The sequence below is a fragment of the Quadrisphaera sp. INWT6 genome (genome assembly GCF_015390235.1).
GTDB lineage: Bacteria > Actinomycetota > Actinomycetes > Actinomycetales > Quadrisphaeraceae > Quadrisphaera.
In genome coordinates this window covers 211,079-230,392 of the sequence record NZ_VUOH01000003.1, presented here as the reverse complement: position 1 = coordinate 230,392, position 19,314 = coordinate 211,079, and the positions used below count along the sequence as shown (strand labels likewise).

14 protein-coding genes and 1 pseudogene are annotated in these 19,314 nt (G+C 75.3%); 8 read left to right on the top strand and 7 right to left on the bottom strand.

Annotated elements, in window-relative coordinates; genetic code table 11:
* Window positions 1-8: 8 nt before the first annotated feature.
* Entirely contained in the window at window positions 9-2,873 is a 2,865-nt protein-coding gene (locus F1641_RS10900) for a BTAD domain-containing putative transcriptional regulator (protein WP_194905452.1), read from the bottom strand.
* A 156-nt stretch (window positions 2,874-3,029) separates the two neighbouring features.
* Here F1641_RS10900 and F1641_RS10895 point away from each other — a divergent pair, with 156 nt between their 5' ends.
* Together F1641_RS10895 and F1641_RS10890 are read left to right on the top strand one after the other, a co-directional pair.
* On the top strand, window positions 3,030-3,752 hold the full coding sequence (locus tag F1641_RS10895) for a hypothetical protein (protein ID WP_194905450.1): 723 nt from the start codon (window positions 3,030-3,032) through the stop codon (window positions 3,750-3,752).
* Window positions 3,753-3,812: 60 nt separating this feature from the next.
* The gene (locus F1641_RS10890) at window positions 3,813-4,220 is read left to right on the top strand and encodes a DUF805 domain-containing protein (RefSeq protein WP_194905448.1); all 408 of its coding nucleotides are present in this window, start codon (window positions 3,813-3,815) and stop codon (window positions 4,218-4,220) included.
* A 63-nt stretch (window positions 4,221-4,283) separates the two neighbouring features.
* Here the strand turns inward: F1641_RS10890 and F1641_RS23210 are convergent, their stop codons facing one another.
* The 3 genes from F1641_RS23210 to F1641_RS10875 all read right to left on the bottom strand — a co-directional run bounded on the left by F1641_RS23210 (window position 4,284) and on the right by F1641_RS10875 (window position 6,181).
* Window positions 4,284-5,084: a GNAT family N-acetyltransferase gene (locus F1641_RS23210; RefSeq protein ID WP_194905446.1), complete on the bottom strand. Its 801-nt coding sequence runs from the start codon at window positions 5,082-5,084 to the stop codon at window positions 4,284-4,286.
* An 84-nt stretch (window positions 5,085-5,168) separates the two neighbouring features.
* Complete coding sequence (locus F1641_RS10880) at window positions 5,169-5,918, bottom strand: hypothetical protein (RefSeq protein WP_194905444.1); 750 nt, start codon at window positions 5,916-5,918, stop codon at window positions 5,169-5,171.
* 92 nt (window positions 5,919-6,010) lie between these two features.
* Window positions 6,011-6,181, bottom strand: coding sequence for a hypothetical protein (locus tag F1641_RS10875; protein WP_194905442.1), 171 nt, complete (start codon window positions 6,179-6,181; stop codon window positions 6,011-6,013).
* 329 nt (window positions 6,182-6,510) lie between these two features.
* On the opposite strand from F1641_RS10875, the gene F1641_RS10870 reads away from it, so the two are divergent.
* A complete protein-coding gene (locus F1641_RS10870; protein WP_194905440.1) occupies window positions 6,511-7,155 on the top strand; it encodes a dihydrofolate reductase family protein in 645 nt (214 codons plus the stop codon).
* 103 nt (window positions 7,156-7,258) lie between these two features.
* On the opposite strand, the gene F1641_RS10865 is transcribed toward F1641_RS10870, so the two are convergent.
* Window positions 7,259-8,818: a sodium:solute symporter gene (locus tag F1641_RS10865; RefSeq protein ID WP_194905438.1), complete on the bottom strand. Its 1,560-nt coding sequence runs from the start codon at window positions 8,816-8,818 to the stop codon at window positions 7,259-7,261.
* A gap of 114 nt (window positions 8,819-8,932) precedes the next feature.
* The gene (locus F1641_RS10860) at window positions 8,933-9,571 is read right to left on the bottom strand and encodes a TetR/AcrR family transcriptional regulator (RefSeq protein ID WP_194905436.1); all 639 of its coding nucleotides are present in this window, start codon (window positions 9,569-9,571) and stop codon (window positions 8,933-8,935) included.
* A gap of 151 nt (window positions 9,572-9,722) precedes the next feature.
* Between F1641_RS10860 and F1641_RS10855 the strand changes: the two genes are divergently transcribed.
* The 4 genes and pseudogenes from F1641_RS10855 to atzF all read left to right on the top strand — a co-directional run bounded on the left by F1641_RS10855 (window position 9,723) and on the right by atzF (window position 16,626).
* Entirely contained in the window at window positions 9,723-10,553 is an 831-nt protein-coding gene (locus tag F1641_RS10855) for an urea amidolyase associated protein UAAP1 (protein ID WP_194905434.1), read from the top strand.
* A gap of 44 nt (window positions 10,554-10,597) precedes the next feature.
* A complete protein-coding gene (locus F1641_RS10850; protein ID WP_375541485.1) occupies window positions 10,598-11,197 on the top strand; it encodes an urea amidolyase associated protein UAAP2 in 600 nt (199 codons plus the stop codon).
* Between the two features lie 25 nt (window positions 11,198-11,222).
* A pseudogene (uca, locus tag F1641_RS21450) lies at window positions 11,223-14,863 on the top strand (urea carboxylase).
* Complete coding sequence (gene atzF, locus F1641_RS10840) at window positions 14,860-16,626, top strand: allophanate hydrolase (protein WP_194905430.1); 1,767 nt, start codon at window positions 14,860-14,862, stop codon at window positions 16,624-16,626. The pseudogene uca and the gene atzF overlap by 4 nt, the downstream one beginning before the upstream one ends.
* Before the next feature lie 60 nt (window positions 16,627-16,686).
* Here the strand turns inward: atzF and F1641_RS10835 are convergent, their stop codons facing one another.
* Complete coding sequence (locus F1641_RS10835) at window positions 16,687-17,709, bottom strand: LacI family DNA-binding transcriptional regulator (protein WP_194905429.1); 1,023 nt, start codon at window positions 17,707-17,709, stop codon at window positions 16,687-16,689.
* Window positions 17,710-17,991: 282 nt separating this feature from the next.
* Here F1641_RS10835 and F1641_RS10830 point away from each other — a divergent pair, with 282 nt between their 5' ends.
* Complete coding sequence (locus F1641_RS10830; protein ID WP_206691017.1) at window positions 17,992-19,284, top strand: sugar ABC transporter substrate-binding protein; 1,293 nt, start codon at window positions 17,992-17,994, stop codon at window positions 19,282-19,284.
* The last annotated feature ends 30 nt before the right edge of the window (window positions 19,285-19,314 follow it).

Genomic DNA, 19,314 nt, shown 5'->3' with positions numbered 1-19,314 from the left:
CCGGTGGGTCAGGGCCGGTGCGCCCCTGCGGGTGACGGGCGCAGCAGCCGCTCGGTGAGCTGCGAGGGCGACACCGACCGCCCGCGGTCGGCCGCGGCGGCGAAGACCTCCGGCGGCAGGTCCGCGGCCAGCTCGGCGGCGTAGCGCTCCAGGTCGGGGTCCATCATCGACGGCGAGAAGCCGATGCGGCCTCCGATCCAGGCGACGGCACCGGCGAGCTCGGCCGCCCCCTCGTCGTCGCCGGTGCGGTGGGCGATGTGGCTGAGCGTGGCCAGGGCCACCAGCCACGACGTCGTCTCGGAGGACCGCGCGCAGCGCTCCAGGGAGTCGAGGGCGGCGGCGCGGGCAGCGTCCCAGCGCTCCCTGTCGACCTCGACCTTGGCCTGGTTCCACCGCGAGGAGATGGCCACCCAGTCGTAGCCGACGGCGTCGGCGGCGCTGACGGCCTGCTCCAGGCGGGCGGCCGCGGCGTCGGCCAGGCCCCGAGCGCGCAGGGTGGCGCCCTCCACCATGAGCAGCTCGGCGCGGGCGGTGGGGTTGCCGGTCGCCGCGATGATGGCGCCGGCGGCCTCGGTGTGGGCGGTGGCCGCCTCCGTCTGCCCCGCGAGCGCCTCGAAGTAGGCGACGGTGCACAGCACCTGGGCCTGGGCCGCCGGGTCGTCACTGGCCGCGGCCTCCGCGCCGGCCAGCTGCAGGTGGGTCCCCACGGCGGCGAGGTCGCCCGCGAGGTAGCTGAGCAGCGTGGCGCCCAGCGCGGCCCGTGCCCGCACGGAGTGCCCCGGTGGCCCGTCGGGGTCGGCGGCGACGGCGGCCAGCGCCGGCAGCAGCTGGCCCAGACCCTCCGCGACCAGGCCCTCGCGGTACCAGAACCAGTAGAAGCCGGCGCCGATGCGCAGCGCGTCGGCGGGCTCCGCGCGGCGGATGGCGGCGCGGATGTTGGCGCTCTCCTCGTGCAGCTCCGAGGTGGCCGCCAGGGACACCCGGCCCCGCAGCAGCGCGTCCGCCCGGGCCGCCAGGCCGACGACCCAGGCGACGTGGCGCGCGCGCAGCTCGGCGGCGCGCTCGGGGGTCTGGCGCGCGGCCCCGAACTGCCGCAGCGTCTCCAACAGCCGGTAGCGCCGCCGCCCGGCGGAGGCGGGAGCGGTGACGACCAGCGACTTCGCCACCAGGTCGGCCAGGAGGACGACGACGTCGTCGCGCCCCAGCACCTCCCTCGCGGCGGCGAGGGTGAAGCCGCCGTCGAAGACGGACAGGTCGCAGAAGACGGCGCGCTCGTCGTCGTCGAGCACGTCGAAGGACCACTCGACGGCGGCCAGCATCGTGGCGTGCCGGCTGGTGGTGCGCCGGCCGCCGCGCAGCAGGGAGAACCTGTCGTCGAGCATCTCGAGCACCTGCTGCAGCGACAGCGCCCGCAGCTGCGCCGCCGCCAGCTCGAGGGCGAGCGGCAGGCCGTCGAGGCGGGCGCAGACCTCCTCGACGTGCGCCAGGTCGCCGTCCTGCGGCCGCCAGCGGGGCGCCGAGGCGGCGGCGCGGGCGAGGAACAGGGCGACCGCGTCGCCGTCGGCGCCCACCGAAAGGGGCGGGACGTCGTACCCGACCTCGCCCTCCACGGCCAGCGGCTCGCGGCTGGTGGCCAGCACCCGCACCCCGGGGCAGGCGCCGAGCAGCGCCTCCACCAGCTCGGCGACCCCGGCGACGAGGTGCTCGCAGTCGTCCAGCACGAGCAGCAGGCGCCGACCGCCGACCACGCCCGCCAGCGACGCGGGGTCGGCGGCTCCCGCCAGCCCGAGCGCGGTCGCGACCGTCTGGGGGAGGAGCGCGGCGTCGCGGACGCCCGCGAGCTCCACGAGCCACGGGCCGTCGCCGTCGGCGCCCCGGTCGAGGTGCGCCCGGCCCAGCTCCAGCGCGAGGCGCGTCTTGCCCGCGCCGCCGGTGCCGAGCAGCGTCACCAGGCGGTGCTCGGCGAGCAGGGCCTCGACGTCGGCGACCTCCTCGCGTCGTCCGACCAGGCTGGACAGCCGCGCCGGGAGGTTGTGGGTGCGCCGCAGCGCCTCCGGCGCCGCCGCGGTGACGGCCGTGGGCCGTCCCAGCAGCGACGCGTCCTGCGCGAGCACCGCCTCCTGCAGCGCGGCGGCGGCCGGGCCCGGGTCGGTCCCGAGCTCCTCGGCGAGCACGTCGCGCAGGCGGGCGAGGACGGCGAGCGCGTCGGCCTGGCGGTGCTGGCGGTAGAGGGCGAGCGCCCAGAGCTCCCACGCCCGCTCGCGCAGCGGGTGCACGGCCACCAGCGCCTCGAGGCCCGTGACCGCCTCTGCCAGCTCCCCGGCGTGGAGGAGCGCGGCCAGGCGGTGCTCGACGGCCGTGGTCCGCAGCTCGTGCAGGCGGTGCGCCTCGGGGCGGACGAACTCCCGCCCGTCGGCGTCGGCGTAGGCGCTGCCGCGCCACAGCGCGAGGGCCTCGTCGAGGAGGGCGACGGCGGCGCGCGGGTCGCCCTCCACCAGCGGGCGGGCCCGGGCGGCGAGCCGCTCGAAGCGGGTCGCGTCGACGGCGTCCTCGCCGAGCGCGAGGGCGTACCCGGGACCCCGGCGCAGCAGCACGGTGGCGGGCGCACCGCGGGCGCGCCGCGGCTCCAGCACCTTGCGCAGCCGCGACACGTAGGCCTGCAGCGCCGTCGCCGCGCTGGGCGGGGGGTCCTCTCCCCAGAGGTCCTCGACCAGGGCGGCGTCGGTCACGGTCGCGCCACCCGCCAGCACCAGGCGCGCCACCAGGGCGCGGGGCACCGGGCCGCCGGGGTTCGCGTCCTCGCCGTCGACCTGCAGGCGCAGCGGTCCCAGGACCCCGACCCGGACGCCGTCGCCCGGTGCCGCCCCCAGCACGCCGGCGAGTCTGCCCGGGGCTGGCGCCGACCGTCCAGGACCCGTCGTCTGCAACCCGCCTGCAGGCGGTCTGCAAGCGCGCCCGGCCACCGTCGTCCTCGTCACCAGCGGACGACCGCGGCCCCGACCGGGGGCGCCACGACGAGGGAGATCGAGATGCCCAGCACGACCCGTCCCACCCGTTCCCTGACCCGTCCGGCCGCCGTCGTCGTGGCCGCGGCCGGAGCCGTCCTCGCGGGTGCGCTGCCCGCGGCGGCCACGACCGAGACCGACGACGTCACGCCCGAGCAGGAGCTCACCGACGCCATCACCGTGGTCGACCAGTACTGGGCCGACAACCACCAGGGGTACTTCGGCGACGAGTACGTCGCTCCGCTCGTGTTCACCGGAGAGGCCGGCGTGCAGGGCATGTACACCTCGGGCGTCGACAGCCACCCGTGCGGCGGTGAGGAGGCGCTCACGCCGACCAACGCCCTGCACTGCGCCGAACCGGTGGGCGAGGACTGGATCGCCGTGAGCGACGACCTCCTCCTCGACGGCACCGCTCAGATCGGTGACGCGTTCACGTACCTGGTGGTCGCCCACGAGTGGGGTCACGCCATCCAGCTGCGCCACCCCGAGCTCACGGCCCCCTGGGTCGAGCTGCAGGCCGACTGCATCGCGGGCGCGACCCTCGCCGAGGCCTCCGACCAGGGGCTGGTCACCTGGGAGGAGGGCGACGACGAGGAGGTGGCCGCCGGCCTGCTGGCCGTGGCCGACGAGACCGGGTGGACCGACACCACCTCGCACGGCAGCGCCGAGGAGCGCGCCAGCTCCTTCCAGCACGGCATCGACACCGGTCTCACCGGGTGCCTCTACAGCGGCTCGCTGCAGCCCTGACAGCGGCTCGTCAGCGACCCGGCTCGCCCCCGCCCACCCCTTCCTGACAGGAGGCCCGAGATGTCCCCGACCGACGCCGTCCGCTCGACCCTGCGCCAGTACGCCGCCTTCAGCGGCCGCGCCACCCGCTCCGAGCTGGGGTGGTCCGCCGCGGCCTACCTCGGCTCGGCAGCCCTCACCGCCACCGCCGACACCCTGCTCTTCGGGCAGCTGCTCGGGATGGTCGGCGTGATGCCCCTGACCTGGGCGCTCGTCGCGGCGGCGGTCGTGCCGCTGCTCGCCGTCGTCGTGCGGCGGCTGCACGACACCGGCCGCTCCGGCTGGTGGTACCTGGTCCAGCTGGTGCCGCTCGTCGGCCCGGTGTTGCTGCTCGTGCTGCTGTGCAGCCCCTCGGTCTCCCCCGACGGCGCGCAGCGCCGCGCACGGGTCGACGGCGGCGTCGCCGACCTCGTCAGCGGCAGGGCCTGAGACCCCTCCTCACCAGCGCAGCGCCTCCCGCGACCGGGGGGCGCTGCGCTGGTGTCCGCCCGGTCAGAGGGGCAGGGGGCCGGAGAGGCGCCACTGCAGCTCGGCGCCGGCCGCGCCCATCCCCAGGCGCCGGTACAGCCGCAGCGCGGCCGAGTCCCGCTCGGCGACGACGACGAGCCGCCGGGCCCCCGCCTCCTCCAGCGCCCACCGGCCGCCCGCGGCCAGCAGGGCCGAGGCGGTGCCGCGGCCGCGCCACGCCGGCAGGACGTCCACCGCCTGGAAGCGGGCCTCGTCCGAGCCGCCCCCACCGGCGGTGAAGATCCCCAGGCTCCCCACCAGCACCTCCCCGGCGAACGCCCCGAACCACCGGCCACCGCCGCGCTCGACCGCGCCGCGCAGCGAGGCGACCTGGCGGGTGAGGAAGTCGACCCCGTCGGCGTCGTGCACGTCGCCGTTCTCGCGCTGCAGGCGCAGCACCGCCGCCCAGCCCGCGCCGCCCTCGACGGCCCGCACGTCCACACCGCTCGGGACGGGAGCGACCGGCGCGCTGGTGCTCACCAGCGCCACGTCGGCCTGCAGGTCGAGGCGGTCCAGCGGGGGAGGTACCACGACCCGCCCCGCCGTGGTGCCCAGCCCGATCCGCACGGTCGTCTCGCCGGGGAAGGCGCTCCGGTAGGCGTCGAGGACCACCCCGCCGTCGTGCGGCGCGGTCGGGCCCTCGACCAGCAGGAAGTTGCCCCACCGGTACGCGGGGTTGCCCGGCGTCCTCACCACGACCCCCGCGGGGCCGGGCTCCACCGAGCTGCCGGCCAGCCGCAGCACCACGACGTCGGTGCGGTGCCCGACGCCGAACGACCCCTCCACGGCCGACGACGCTAGCCACCCCCGCCGTCGACGACGGCGGGGGTGGCCCGTGAGGTGGCTGGCGGGGTGGGTGACGGGCGGTGGTCAGCGCCGCTCGCTGCGCTCGCGGTACTCCGGGGACGCCGCGATCTGCACCTGGACGGCGCGGTCGTCTGTGCTCTCCAGGCCGTACCAGTACGAGGTGCCGCCGCCGTCGGCCGGGCGGTCGAGCAGCTCCCGGTAGTGGCCGTCGATCCGGTGGCGCACGCCCTCGGGCGTGTAGTAGAGGTCGCGCAGGGCGCCGAGACGCCCGACCTGCGTGATCCGGTCACCCCAGTAGGCCTCCTCGCCGGGTGTCGCCCTGCGGTCCAGCAGCGCGAGGACCCACGCGCCCGCCGTCACCGACGGCTTCCTCGAGCCGTGAGCGCCCGCCCACAGGTCCGCGTACTCCTGGCTGGCCAGCACGTTCTGCACCACCCACTCCAGCGGGAACCCGCCCTCGGCCACCCCGTCGACCCAGTACGCCGCTCCCGGATCCGGGGAGCGCTGCAGGAGCTCCCGGTAGACCTGTCCCACCTGGTGCTCGGCGTACTCGCGCGTCCTCGTCAGGTCGTCAGCGGCCGCGACGGCGCCGAACGTCGTGATGAAGCCGGTGCACCGCTCCTGATCGGCGGCACCGGCGCCCCGCTGCAGGAAGTCCCGGTGCCACGCCTCCACCACCGTCGCGTCGGTCGGGGCGGCGCTCGCGGGCGCCGCGGTGGCCAGGCCGACGGCTGCAGCCAGGACCGCACCCGCCAGCGCCGCCGCCCGTCGGGTCGTGCTCGTCGTGCTGCTCGTGTTCTGCCGTGTCGTCATGCACGCAGAGTCACCGACCCCGCTTGCATGTCGCTTGCAGCGGACCGCAGCGGCCCCGCCCGAGAGGGGCGGGGCCGCTGCGGCGCCCGGTGTCAGCCGGCGGTGACGACCGCCAGGTCGTCCCACGACACCGTCACGGGGGCGGTGGCGCTTCCCGACAGGTAGGTCACCAGGCCCACCGCGCCCGGCGCCTGGAGGGCGGTGGAGGCGTCGGTGGCGGTGAGCTGCCAGGCGGTCGGTTCAGCGGTCCCCGCGAGCCACACCCTGGCCGAGACCGTGGTGGGCGCGTGCCCGTCACCTGCAGGCGCACCCTCAGCTGCTGGCCGGGGGCCACGACCAGGCCGCTGACCGTCGTGCTGCCGAGGGCCGTCTCGACCCCGCCGACCACGGCGGAGGTGCTCAGGGACACGGCACCCGTGGGCAGCAGCTTGGCGCGCACCCGGTAGTCGCCCTGAGCGGTGCGGCGCGCCACAGCGGTGAGGAAGGTCCCTCCACCGGTCGTGGCCGTCGAGGCGCCAGGCACGGAGTTGCTGAGCGTGACGGGCTGGCTGTCGCTCTTCCCCGCGCGCCCGGGGCGTGGAACCCTCCACCGGTGGCGCAGCTGCTCAAGGTCCAGAACTTCACCGTCTCCGCCGACGGCTACGGGGCCGGAGAGGGGCAGGGCCTGGAGCGGCCCTTCGGGCACGCCCACCCCCGCGACCTCATGCGGTGGGCGATGGCGACCGCCAGCTTCCCCGGGCCCCGCAGCGGCGAGGGCACCTGCGGGCTCGACGACCACCTGGTGCGCGGCTACGCCCACGGCATCGGCGCCGAGATCATGGGGCGCAAACAAGTTCGGGCCGCAGCGCGGACCGTGGACCGACCACGAGTGGCAGGGTGGTGGGGAGACGAGCCCCCCTTCCGCACCCCCGTGTTCGTGCTGACCCACCACCCGCGGCCGTCGTTCACCCTGGGGGAGACCACCTTCCACTTCGTCGGCGGCAGCCCCGCCGAGGTGGCCGAGCAGGCGAGGGCGGCGGCGGGCGGGCTCGACGTGCGGCTCGGCGGGGGAGCGCACAGCATCCGCGCCTTCCTCGACGCCGGGCTCGTCGACGAGCTGCACGTGGCGGTCGCCCCGCTCGAGCTCGGCGCCGGCAGCCGGCTGTGGACGGCGCCGGAGGAGCTCGACGACCGGTACCACCGCGAGGTGGTGCCGAGCCCGAGCGGCGTGGTGCACCACCTGCTCTGGCGCCGCTGAGCGCGACCAGGGGCTCCTCCCGACGCGGCCCGCGGGGTGATCATGCAGAAGACCCGCACCCCGGGGTTCGGGGTGCGGGTCTTCTGCATGATCACCGGGGGGCTCAGCGCACGGAGCGCTCCCGCGCCAGCCGCAGGTCGACCTCGCCCGCGGGAGCGGGCAGTCGCACGTCGGCCGCTGCCCCGACCTCGGCGAGGGCGAACCTGTCGACGTGGCGCAGGTCGACCTCCTCCTCCGCGCGGTTGCGCGTCAGGAGCGCGGTGACCACGAACGCCCCGGCTCCGAGGCCGAAGGCCACGAAGGTGGCCCACCCGTCGAAGGCCGCCGTGACCAGGGTGTTGGGCACGTAGAGCAGGGTGTTGTCGACGCCGTACAGGGTGGGCGTCACGGCCAGCAGGCCCACGCGCACCACCAGACCGGTGCCCATGCCGACCAGCGCCGCCGTCGACGTCGACCGCTTCCAGAACAGCCCCAGCAGGAAGGGGGCGATCAGCGCGGCCAGCATGATGTCGAACGCGAGGGTCAGCAGGATGCCCGTGTGGTGCACGCGCACCGCCAGCAGCACGCCGATGCCGAGGATCGGCACCATCGCCACGCGGGTCCAGCGCAGCAGCGGGTCGGCGTGGCCCGGCTCGACCTCGCGGCGCACGCCGGCGATGTTGCGGACGGCGATGGCGGCGGTGGCGAGGATGGCGCCGGACGCCGTGGAGAACGAGGCGGCGACGACGCCGGACAGCACCAGCACCGAGATGACCGCCGGGGCGTGGTCGCTCATGAGCTGGTACATCACCGGGCCGGCGTCGGGCGTGAGACCGAGCACCGAGGTGGCCGAGAGGGCCACGAGCGACCAGACGACGCCGATCGCGGCGGTGGCACCGGCGCCGATGAAGCAGGCCCTCTTGGCCGCGGCCGGCGTCTTCGCGCCGAAGATGCGCTGCATGAAGTCGACGGCCACGAGGTCGCCGATGCCGAGCGAGACGAGGGTGGCCCAGTTGACCGGGGCGCCCTGCGCCGGGTCGGTGAGCTGCCCCACGTCGAACGGCCCCATGCCCTCGGGGATGACGATCCCGTAGCTGGAGGCCACCCAGACCAGCAGGCTGAACGTCGCGACGACGGTGATGGCGCCCTGGATGACGGAGGCGTACGCGTCGGAGTAGAGGCCGCCGCCGATCGTGTAGGCCAGCACCAGGCCCGCGCAGACGACCACGCCCACCGCGTAGGGCACGTCCAGGAAGTGCTCCAGCAGGAAGCCGCACGCGATGAGGTTGCCGCCGAGCAGGATGGTGAAGGCGAAGATCATGAGCGCCGAGGCGCCGACCTCGACGGGCCGCGTGTAGCGGCGGGCGAAGAAGTCGCCCAGGGTGAACAGGCCGATGCGGTTCATCGGGGCGGCGAGGAACAGCCCCGCGAGCAGGAGGCAGATCGCCAGGCCGAGCGCCAGGGACGCACCGGCCCAGAAGCCGAAGCTGGCGGACAGGTCGGTGTTGCCGACGGTCGCGTTGCTGTCGACGGCGGCGGTGCACAGGGCGATCGCCACCAGCGGCACGCCGAGGGACCGGCCGGCCACGAGGTAGTTCGCGCTGTCGCCGTCGACCTTCTTGGCGACCACGATCCCCACCACCAGCACCGCGAGAACGGTGAGCCCCACTCCTGCGATGATCATGATCTGCCTCCACCCGGGACGGGTTCCGGTCGGCTGATCGAAACCGTGGACCACCGTGGGGGACGGGTGTTTCGGCGGGGCTGACGCAGGTGACGGCTGCGTTACGAGGTGCTCTCAGCGCGCCGGTCGGTCGAGGGCCAGGCGCAGTGCGGCGTCGGCGATCTGGTCGGGCAGCTGGTCGTCCACGCCGCCGAGGCCGTCGAGGCGGCGCGTGACCACGCTCTCGACCAGGCTGAGCACCATCGCCGCGCGCCGGTCGGGGTCCGGTGCACCGGGGGCGGTCTCGGCGCCGCGCGCGGCGGAGACCAGTGCCCGGTAGGCCTCGAACAGCCGTCGCCGCTCGGCGTGGAAGGGGGCGAAGAAGGGGGCGCGCACCTCGGGCAGGGAGTACAGCAGCCCGGTGTTCTCCGCTCCCGACGCCAGGAGGCGCACGTCGTAGGCGCACAGCCGCCGGAGGCGCTCGGCGGGTCCTCCGCCGTCGCCGTCGCCGCCGGCCACCAGCTGCTCGGCCAGGTCGGCCGACGGGCGCACGGTGCGCAGGAGCAGGGCGAGCAGCACGTCCTGCTTGCCGGCGAAGTGGTGGTAGAGCGAGGCCTGGGAGATCCGCGCCTCGCGCGCGATGGCGTGGGTGCTCGTGGGGCCGTACCCCTGGGCGCAGAAGAGCCGGTCGCTGGCCTGGAGGATCTCCTCCTGCGTCGAGATGCCGTCACGGGGAGCGGCGGCGCGCGGGCGGCCGGGCAGTCGTGGCGACACGCCGCGATGCTACGGCGGCCCCCCGTCGTCCTGACCGCTCGTCGAGGGCGTCACACCGCCGTAACGAGTGCGAGATCGGTCGGCAACGCGCCCCTGGTTCCTTTTCTGTCGATCGACAGGAACCAGCCGCAGCAGCCGACCGGGGAGCCCCATGAGCACGACGACCACGACGTCGAGCACCGCCACCACGGCCGGTGCCCGCGAGCACGCCCGCGCCCAGGAGGCGGCCGCGGCCGGCACCTGGCACCGCCCCGAGGCGCCCGAGGGCGTCGACGCCTCCGCGGTGGTGTGGGCGGAGCTGGTCGCCGGTGGCGGCTACACGCACCGCCGCCTCGCGGCGGGCACGGCGGTCCAGCTCAACGACGTCGACGGCGACGCCTGCGCCCACGTGCTGCTCTACAACGCCGCTGAACCCTGGGAGCGGCTCAACGTCGCCGACACCGTCAAGGTGCAGTGGCAGGTCTACTCCGGCGCCGGCCAGCTGCTGCTCAGCGACCAGGGCCGCGTGCTCGCCTCGGTGCTCTCCGACACCTCCGGCCACCACGACGCCGTCTTCGGCGCCTCGACCGCCGCCCGCAACACCGCCCGCTACGGCGACGGCGCCCCTGACGGCCCCACCCCGGCCGGCCGGGAGCTGTTCGTGCTCGGCGCCGCCAAGCACGGCCTGGGGCGGCGCGACCTGCCGCCGTCGGTCTCGTTCTTCCAGGGGGTCCGGGTGGACGACGGCGGGCACCCCCGCTGGCGCGGCTCCGCCGGGGCCGGGACGTCGCTCGTGCTGCGCACCGAGCTGCCCGTGGTGCTGCTGGTGGCCAACGCCCCGCACCCGCTGGACCCGCGCCCCGCGTACACGAGCACCCCGCTGGAGGTGGTGGCGTGGCGCGACCGCACCACCTCGCCGGACGACCCGCTGTGGAGCGCCACCCCGGAGGGGCGCCGCGCCTTCGAGAACACCACGTCCTACCGCGAGGGAGCCGGGCTGTGAGCACGACGACGAACGGGCTGGCCGGCACGACCACCGGCGAGGAGCTGCTGCGCGCCGTGGTGCGCCCCCGGGCGCCCTGGTCGCACGTGGTGCGGAAGGGCCAGCTGCTGGAGGTCGTCGACCTCGACGGCAACCAGGCCGTCGACTTCCTCTGCTACGACGCCGCCGACACCTCCCGCGCCTACAGCGCGCAGGCGACGCTGGTCGAGCAGGACTCGGTGTTCCTCACCACCGGCAGCGTGCTGCGCGACAACGAGGGCTCGCCCCTGATGACGGTCGTGGCCGACGAGGTCGGTCGCCACGACACCCTCGGGGGCGCCTGCTCCAAGGAGTCGAACACCCTGCGCTACGGCCACCACACGCAGTCCCAGCACGCGTGCGTGGAGAACTTCCTGTCCGAGCTCAGCCGCCACGGCCTGGGCAAGCGCGACCACGTGCCCAACATCAACTGGTACATGAACGTCCCGGTCGACCCGGACGGCGCGCTCGGCATCGTCGACGGCATCTCCGCCCCGGGGCTCTCGCTCGTGCTGCGCGCGGAGACCGACGTGCTGGTGGTGGTGTCCAACTGCCCGCAGGTCAACAACCCGTGCAACGGCTTCGACCCGAGCCGCGCCGAGATGGTGGTGCGCTCCGGTGAGTGAGCCCACGACGGCCGCGGGTGAGCACGTGCTGCTCGTCGCCAACCGCGGTGAGATCGCCTGCCGCATCATCAGGTCCGCCCGCGCGCTGGGCTGGCGCACGGTGGCGGTCTTCTCCGACGCCGACCGCGCCGCCGCGCACGTGCGCCTGGCCGACGAGGCCGTGCACCTCGGTCCCACCCCGCCGGCGAGCAGCTACCTCGACGTCGAGCGCGTGCTCGCCGCCGGGGCGCTGCACGGCGCGACCGCCGTCCACCCCGGCTACGGGTTCCTCTCCGAGAGCGCGGCGTTCGCCGAGCGCGTCCAGGCCGCGGGTATGACGTTCGTCGGGCCCACCCCCGACCAGCTGCGGGCCTTCGGCGAGAAGCACACCGCCCGAGCCGCGGCCGTGGCCGCCGGCGTCCCCGTCTTCCCCGGCACCGGGCTGCTGCCCGACGCCGACACCGCCGTCGAGCAGGTCGAGGCCGTCGGCTACCCCGTGATCCTCAAGGCCACCGGTGGTGGCGGCGGCATCGGCATGAGCGTCTGCCAGGACGCCGCCCAGCTGCGCGAGGCCTACGAGCGCGTGACCCGCATGGCGGCGCACTCCTTCGGGTCTGCGGGGGTGTTCGCCGAGCGCTACGTCAGCGCCGCGCGGCACGTCGAGGTGCAGGTCTTCGGCGACGGCACCGGCCGGGTGCTGTCCCTCGGTGACCGTGACTGCTCCCTGCAGCGCCGCAACCAGAAGGTCCTCGAGGAGGCGCCCGCGCCCGCGCTGCCCGACGCCGTGCGCGAGGAGCTCCACGCGGCCTCCCGGCGCCTGGCCGCCTCGGTGGGCTACCGCTCGGCGGGCACGGTGGAGTTCGTCTACGACGCCGCCCGCGGCGAGGCCTCCTTCCTGGAGGTCAACGCCCGGCTGCAGGTGGAGCACCCCGTCACCGAGTCCGTCACCGGCGTCGACCTGGTCGCGTGGATGCTGCGCCTGGCCGCAGGTGACACCGGCGTGCTCGACGAGCACCTGGCCGCGGGGGAGCGGCTCGGCGCCGTCCCCGTGCGCGGCTGCGCCGTGGAGGCCCGCGTCTACGCCGAGGACCCCAGCGCCGGCTACCGGCCCAGCGCCGGCGAGCTGACCCGCGTGGAGCTGCCCACCGGCGAGGGCGTGCGCGTGGACGGGTGGGCGGAGACCGGCACCGACGTCTCCACCGCCTACGACCCCCTGCTGGCCAAGATCATCGCCTCCGCGGACGACCGGCCCTCCGCCCTCGCCCGGCTCCACGAGGCGCTGGGGCGCACCCGGGTGGACGGCATCGAGGTGAACCTCGGGCTGCTCCGGCACGCCACCCAGCTGCCCGGCGTGCTGGCCGTGACGCACTCCACCGCGACGCTCGGCGCCCTGGGGGAGCACGCCGACCCGGAGCCCCGCGTCGTCGTCGAGCGTCCCGGGCTCATGACCACGGTCCAGGACGTCGAGGGCCGGACCGGCCTGTGGCAGGTGGGGGTGCCGCCGAGCGGCGCGATGGACTCCCGCTCCCTGCGCCTGGCCAACACCGCGCTCGGCAACCCCGCCGACGCGGCCGGCCTGGAGTGCACCGCCACCGGGCCCCGCCTGCGCACCACGCACCCGCTGCTCGTCTGCGTCACCGGCGCGAGCGCGCTGGTGACCGTGGACGGCGAGCCGGTGCCCATGTGGGAGCCGGTGCTCGTGCCCGCGGGCGGCGTCCTCGACGTCGGCGACGCGACCGCGGGGCTGCGCACCTACGTGGCCGTGGCCGGGGGGCTGGACGTGCCCGAGCACCTGGGCAGCCGCGCCACCTTCACCCTGGGCCGCTTCGGCGGCCACGGCGGGCGCGCGCTGCGCCCCGGTGACGTGCTGCGCACCCTGCCCGCCGACAGCGGGACGACGGCGGCGCCGACGCCCGCCGCGGTGCCGCCCCACCAGCGACCCGAGATCACCGGCCACTGGGAGCTGGCGGTGCTGGAGGGCCCGCACGCCGCGCCGGACTTCCTCACCCCCGCGGGGGTGGAGACGCTCTACAGCACGCGGTACTCGGTGCACCACAACTCCGCGCGCACCGGCGTCCGCCTGGTCGGTCAGGCTCCCGCGTGGGCGCGCCCGGACGGCGGCGAGGCGGGCCTGCACCCGTCCAACCTCCACGACAACGCCTACGCCGTCGGGGCGCTCGACCTCACCGGCGACACCCCGATCCTGCTCGGTCCCGACGGCCCCAGCCTGGGCGGCTTCGTCTGCCCGGTCACCGTGGTGGGCGCCGACCTGTGGAAGCTGGGCCAGCTGCGCCCGGGCGACACGGTCTCGTTCGTGCCGGTGGCCGCGTCGTCCGTGCCCTCGCCGCGCGCGGTGGAGCCGGTGCTGTGGCGCCCCCACCGCGGGGAGCCCGCCGTGCTGGGCCGCCGCGACCAGGGCCAGGCGGGTGTCCCGGCCGTGGTCTACCGGCGCAGCGGCGACGCGAACGTGCTGGTCGAGTACGGCGACATGGTGCTCGACCTGGGCCTGCGGGCCCGGGTGCACGCGCTGCACACCGCCCTGGAGCAGCGCGCCGCCGCCGGCGAGCTGCGCGGCGTCGTCGACCTGACCCCCGGCATCCGCTCGCTGCAGGTGCACGTCGACCCCGACGTCCTGCCCGTGCCGCGCCTGCTGGAGGTGCTGGCCGAGGTCGAGGACGAGCTGCCCGCCGTCAGCGAGCTCGTCGTGCCGAGCCGCTCGGTGCGGCTGCCGCTGAGCTGGGACGACCCGGCCTGCCGCGAGGCCATCGCCCGCTACGAGGCCGGCGTCCGCGACGACGCCCCCTGGACGCCGTCGAACATCGAGTTCATCCGGCGCATCAACGGGCTCGACGCTCCCGCGGACGTCCACCGCACCGTCTTCGACGCCGAGTACCTCGTGCTCGGCCTGGGCGACGTGTACCTCGGCGCCCCGGTGGCCACCCCGCTCGACCCCCGCCACCGCCTGGTGACCACCAAGTACAACCCCGCCCGCACCTGGACCGCGGAGAACTCCGTGGGCATCGGCGGCGCCTACCTGTGCGTCTACGGCATGGAGGGGCCCGGCGGCTACCAGTTCGTCGGCCGCACCACCCAGGTGTGGAGCCGCTACCGCACCGACGCGCCCTTCACCGACGGCCACCCCTGGCTGCTGCGGTTCTTCGACAGGATCAGCTGGTACCCCGTCTCCCCGGAGGAGCTGCTCGACCTGCGCGCCGACGTGGCCGCCGGCCGCGGGCGCCTGGACATCACCGAGGGGGAGTTCTCCCTCGCCGAGCACGAGGCCTTCCTCGAGCGGGAGGCGACGAGCATCGCGGCGTTCCGCGCCGTCCAGGCCGAGGCCTTCGCCGCCGAGCGCGCCGCGTGGGCGGCCTCGGGCGAGCTCGACAGGGCCAGCCGCGCCGAGCAGGCGGCCTCCGCCACCGCCGCGGCCCCCGACGTCGAGGTGCCCGACGGCGGCAGCCGCATCGACGCCCCTTCACCGCCAGCGTGTGGAAGGTGGAGGTCACCCCGGGGGAGCAGGTCCGCGCCGGGCAGGTCCTGGCAGTGCTGGAGGCCATGAAGATGGAGAGCCCCGTCGTCGCCGACCGGGACGGCACCGTCCACGCCGTCATCGCGCGCCCCGGCGCGCAGGTCGCCGCCGGAGACGCCCTCGTGGTGCTCTCCGCCGACGTCGAGGTCGCGGCATGAGCGCGCCGGCGAGCGCGCAGGAGCGGGTCGACGCCGCGTTCCGCGCGGTGGAGGACACCGACCGCCCGGAGGTGTGGGTCCACCGGCGCTCGCGGGACGACGTCGAGCGCGACGCCGCGGCGTGGGGTGAGCACACCGGCCCGCTGGCGGGGCTGCTGCTGGCGGTCAAGAACAACGTCGACGTCGCGGGGTTCCCCACCACGGCGGGCTGCCCGGCCTTCGCGACCGAGCCGGCCGGGTCCGACGCGCAGGCCGTGGCGCGGCTGCGCGCGGCGGGCGCGGTGGTGCTCGGCACCACCAACCTCGACCAGTTCGCCACCGGGCTGGTCGGGCAGCGCAGTCCCCACGGCGGGGTCCGCGACGCGCGGCGACCGGAGCGCATCTCCGGCGGGTCGAGCTCCGGCTCCGCCGTCGCCGTCGCCCTCGGGCTGGCCGACGTGGCCATCGGCACCGACACCGCCGGCTCGGGCCGGGTGCCCGCGGCGCTGCAGGGGATCGTCGGCATCAAGGCGACCCTCGGCGTCGTCTCGACCGACGGCGTGGTGCCGGCGTGCCGGTCGTGGGACGCGGTGACGGTCTTCGCGCGCGACCTGGGCACCGCTGACCTCGCGATGGGCGTCATGGCGGGCGGTCCCGGCACGCGGGCCTGGCCCGCCGACGCGCCGCTGGCCGCGCCGCCGCGCGCCCGGGTGGCCGTGCCCGACGCGCTGCCCGCTCTGGCGCCCGGCTACGAGGAGGCCTTCGGCGAGGCTGTCGAGCGGCTGCGGGCCGCGGGCCACGAGGTGGTGCCGGTGCCGTTCGGGCCGTTCCTCGCGGCCGCCCGGCTGCTCTACGACGGCGCGCTGGTGGCCGAGCGGCACGCCGCCGTCGGCGCCTTCGTCGACGCCCGTCCCGGAGAGGTCGACCCCACCGTGCGCGGCATCATCGCCCGCGCCGGGACCGTCACGGGCAGCGCGATGGTCCGCGACCTCGCCGAGCTGGCCCGCCTGCGGGCGCAGTGCGAGGAGGCCGTGGCCGGGTGCGACGCGCTGCTCGTGCCGACCGCCCCGGGGCACCCGACGCAGGCGGAGGTCGCGGCGGACCCGGTGGGCGTCAACGCCTGGATGGGCACGTACACGAACTTCTGCAACCTCTTCGACCTGTGCGCGGTGGCCGTTCCCAGCGGCGAGGTGCAGGGTCCCGCGGCGGGGCCCCTCGGCGTGACGGTCCTCGCGCCCGCGTTCCACGACGCCGTCGCCCTCGACCTCGCCGCGCAGGTGCAGGCGCCGGTCGCGTCGGTCGCCGCGCCCGGGGCGGCCGAGCCCCGCGCTGCCTCCGACCCGTGGCCCGTGGTGGCGGGGGCCAGCGCCGTCGACCTGTTCGTCGTCGGCGCCCACCTGCCCGGGCAGCCGCTGGTGGGCCAGCTGACGTCCCGGGGAGCCCGCTGGCTCGGGCCGGTCAACACGGAGGCCGGCTACCGGCTGGTGGCCCTGGACACGGTGCCGCCGAAGCCGGGGCTGGTGCGCGTCGGTGCAGGAGGTCCGGACGAGGCGGCGGGCGGGGCGTCGGTGCTCGGCGGGCTCTGGCGGCTGAGCGCCGCAGCGCTCGGCACCTTCCTGGCGGAGCTCCCCGCTCCGATGGGCCTGACCCGTGTGGCGCTGGACGACGGGCGCGAGGTCGTCGGCTTCACCTGCACGCACGACGCGGTCCAGGGCGCCCGCGACATCACCGCCCACGGCGGCTGGCTGGCCTACCTGGACAGCGAGGCCACCACTCCGAGGTGATCGTGCAGAAGACCCGCACCCCGGGCCGGTGGGTGCGGGTCTTCTGCACGATCAGGAGCGTCAGGGGGCGGCCACCGAGTCCCGGTGCTGGACGGGCATGGGCACGAGCACCGTCTGGGGCTCCACCTCGCCGTCGAGCGCCATGCGCATCGCCGTCCTGCCCATCTCCTCGTAGGGGATGCGGGCCGTGGTCAGCGCGGGGCGCACGTAGGAGGCGATGACGTCGTCGTCGAAGGAGACGACGGAGACGTCGTCCGGCACGGAGAGCCCCGCCTCCCGGAGGGCGCGGTAGGCGCCGAAGGCGAGGTTGTCGTTCATCGCGATGAGGGCGCGGATCCGCTCCCCGCCGGCGAGCAGTCGCCGCGCGGCCCGGTACCCGTGCTCGGGGTCGCTCCACGACGTCTCCTCGGCGGCGGCCACCACGCCGGTGCCGGCCGCCACGAGCTCCTCGTGGATGCCGGTGAAGCGGTCGTGCAGGGTCACGGACACCTCCGGCACGAGGTGCCCCTCGGGGAAGGTCCCGATGATCCCGATGCCCTCGCGGTGGCCGGCGTCGAGCAGCACGCGGGCCATCGCGCGCCCCGCTGTCAGCTCGTCGGGGAGCACGACGGGGGTCGGGCGGTCGGTGCGGCCGTTCAGCAGGACCACGGGCAGGCCGTCGGGGAGGGCGGGCAGCGGGACCCGCCGCGCGGCCATGAAGCCGAAGATCACCGCGTCGGGGCGCCGGTCGAGCATCGTCTCGACGGCCTTGGCCACCCGCTCGGGGTGGTGCCCCGTCTCGGCGATGAGCACGGTGTGGTCCTGGTCGTCGGCGACGTCGAGCAGGCCGCGGATCATCGCCGAGGCGTACCGGGTGATGGTGACGTCGTCGGAGACGAACCCGACGGTGCGGGTGCGGCCCTGGCGCAGCACGCGCGCGGCGAGGTTGGGCCGGTACTGCAGCTCCGCGGCGACCGCCCGCACCCGCTCCGCCGTCTCGGGGGAGAGGCGGGTCCCCGGCCTGTCGTTGAGCACCATGCTGACGGTCGTCTTCGACAGGCCCGCCGCCGCAGCCACGTCGGCGATGGTCGTGCGTCTCGTCATCGGGGCCTCATCCGTTCGTCGTGCCGTCCGCAGATCACGGCCCGGCAACGCCGTGAGATCGCGCTGCTAAACCCTTGCAGCAGCCGGGAAGCCGATGTTACCTTCCTCCCGCTAAACCGATTTAGCGCTCGTCGCCGGATCGACGCTCACCGATGAGTCGTCCGGGTGCCGAGCACCCCGCCACACCCCCGCCACACCTCAGCCACACCCCGTGTGCCGAGCAGCTCACCCCTGCCCGGCGGGCCCCTCGCAGCACCACCCGGATCCAACGAAGGAGTCCCCGTGAAGAGCTCGATCCGCCGTCGCCTCACCGTCAGCGCGGCCGTCGTCACCGCTACCACCCTGCTGCTCACCGGCTGCGCCAAGGGCGGCGGCTCGTCGTCGTCCGGCGAGGACGGCACCATCACCCTCTGGACGCACAACGCCGGCAACGCCGGCGAGCTCGGCGCGATCCAGACGATCGTCGACGACTTCAACGCCAGCGGCAGCGGCTACACGGTGGACCTGCAGGCGTTCCCCCAGGACTCCTACAACCAGTCCGTCACCGCTGCCGCGGCCGCCAAGAAGCTGCCCTGCATCATGGACATCGACGGCCCGAACGTGCCGAACTGGGCGTGGGCCGGCTACCTCGCCCCGCTCGAGGGCATGGACGAGGAGCTGTCGGACTACCTGCCCACCACCATCGGCAAGTACGACGACAAGATCTACTCCTACGGCTTCTACGACGTCTCCCTGGTGATGGTCTCGCGCCAGTCGATCCTGGACGAGAACGGCATCCGCACCCCGACCATCGACCAGCCGTGGACCAAGGACGAGTTCTCCGACGCCCTGGCCAAGCTCAAGGCGTCCGGCAAGTACGAGTACCCGGCCGACTTCCAGACCGGCAGCACCGGAGAGTGGTGGCCCTACGCCTACTCCCCGTTCCTGCAGAGCTCCGGCGGCGACCTGATCGACCGCGACGACTACAAGAGCGCCGACGGCGTGCTCAACGGCCCCGAGGCCGTCGAGTGGGCGACCTGGTTCCGCGGGCTGGCGGCCAACGGCGACATCGCCCTGAAGTCGGGCAGCGACCCCACGCAGGCCTTCGCCAACGGCAAGACCGGCATCCTCTACAGCGGCTCGTGGACCGCGGTCCCGCTGCGCAAGGCCTTCGACGACACCGTCTTCCTGCCCACGGTCGACCTGGGCCAGGGCCCGAAGATCGGTGGCGGCTCCTGGCAGTGGGGCATGTCGGCCACCTGCGACAACCCCGAGGCCGCGTCGGCGTACATGAAGTTCGCGGCGCAGGACGAGTACGTGGCGAAGGTGGCCACGGACACGAACAACATCCCGACCACCCCGGGTGCAGCGGCTGAGGTCCCCGGGTTCGAGGACGGCGGGGAGAACGACATCTTCCGCCAGTACGCCCAGGAGTACGCCGTCCTGCGCCCGGTGACGCCCGGCTACCCCTTCATCGCCACCACGTTCACCAAGGCCGCCCAGGACATCCTGAACGGGGCCGACCCGCAGGCCGTGCTCGACCAGGCGACCAAGGACATCGACGCCAACCAGCAGCAGAACAACTACTTCCAGTGAGCACCACGGGGCGGGCCGCAGCAGCAGGCG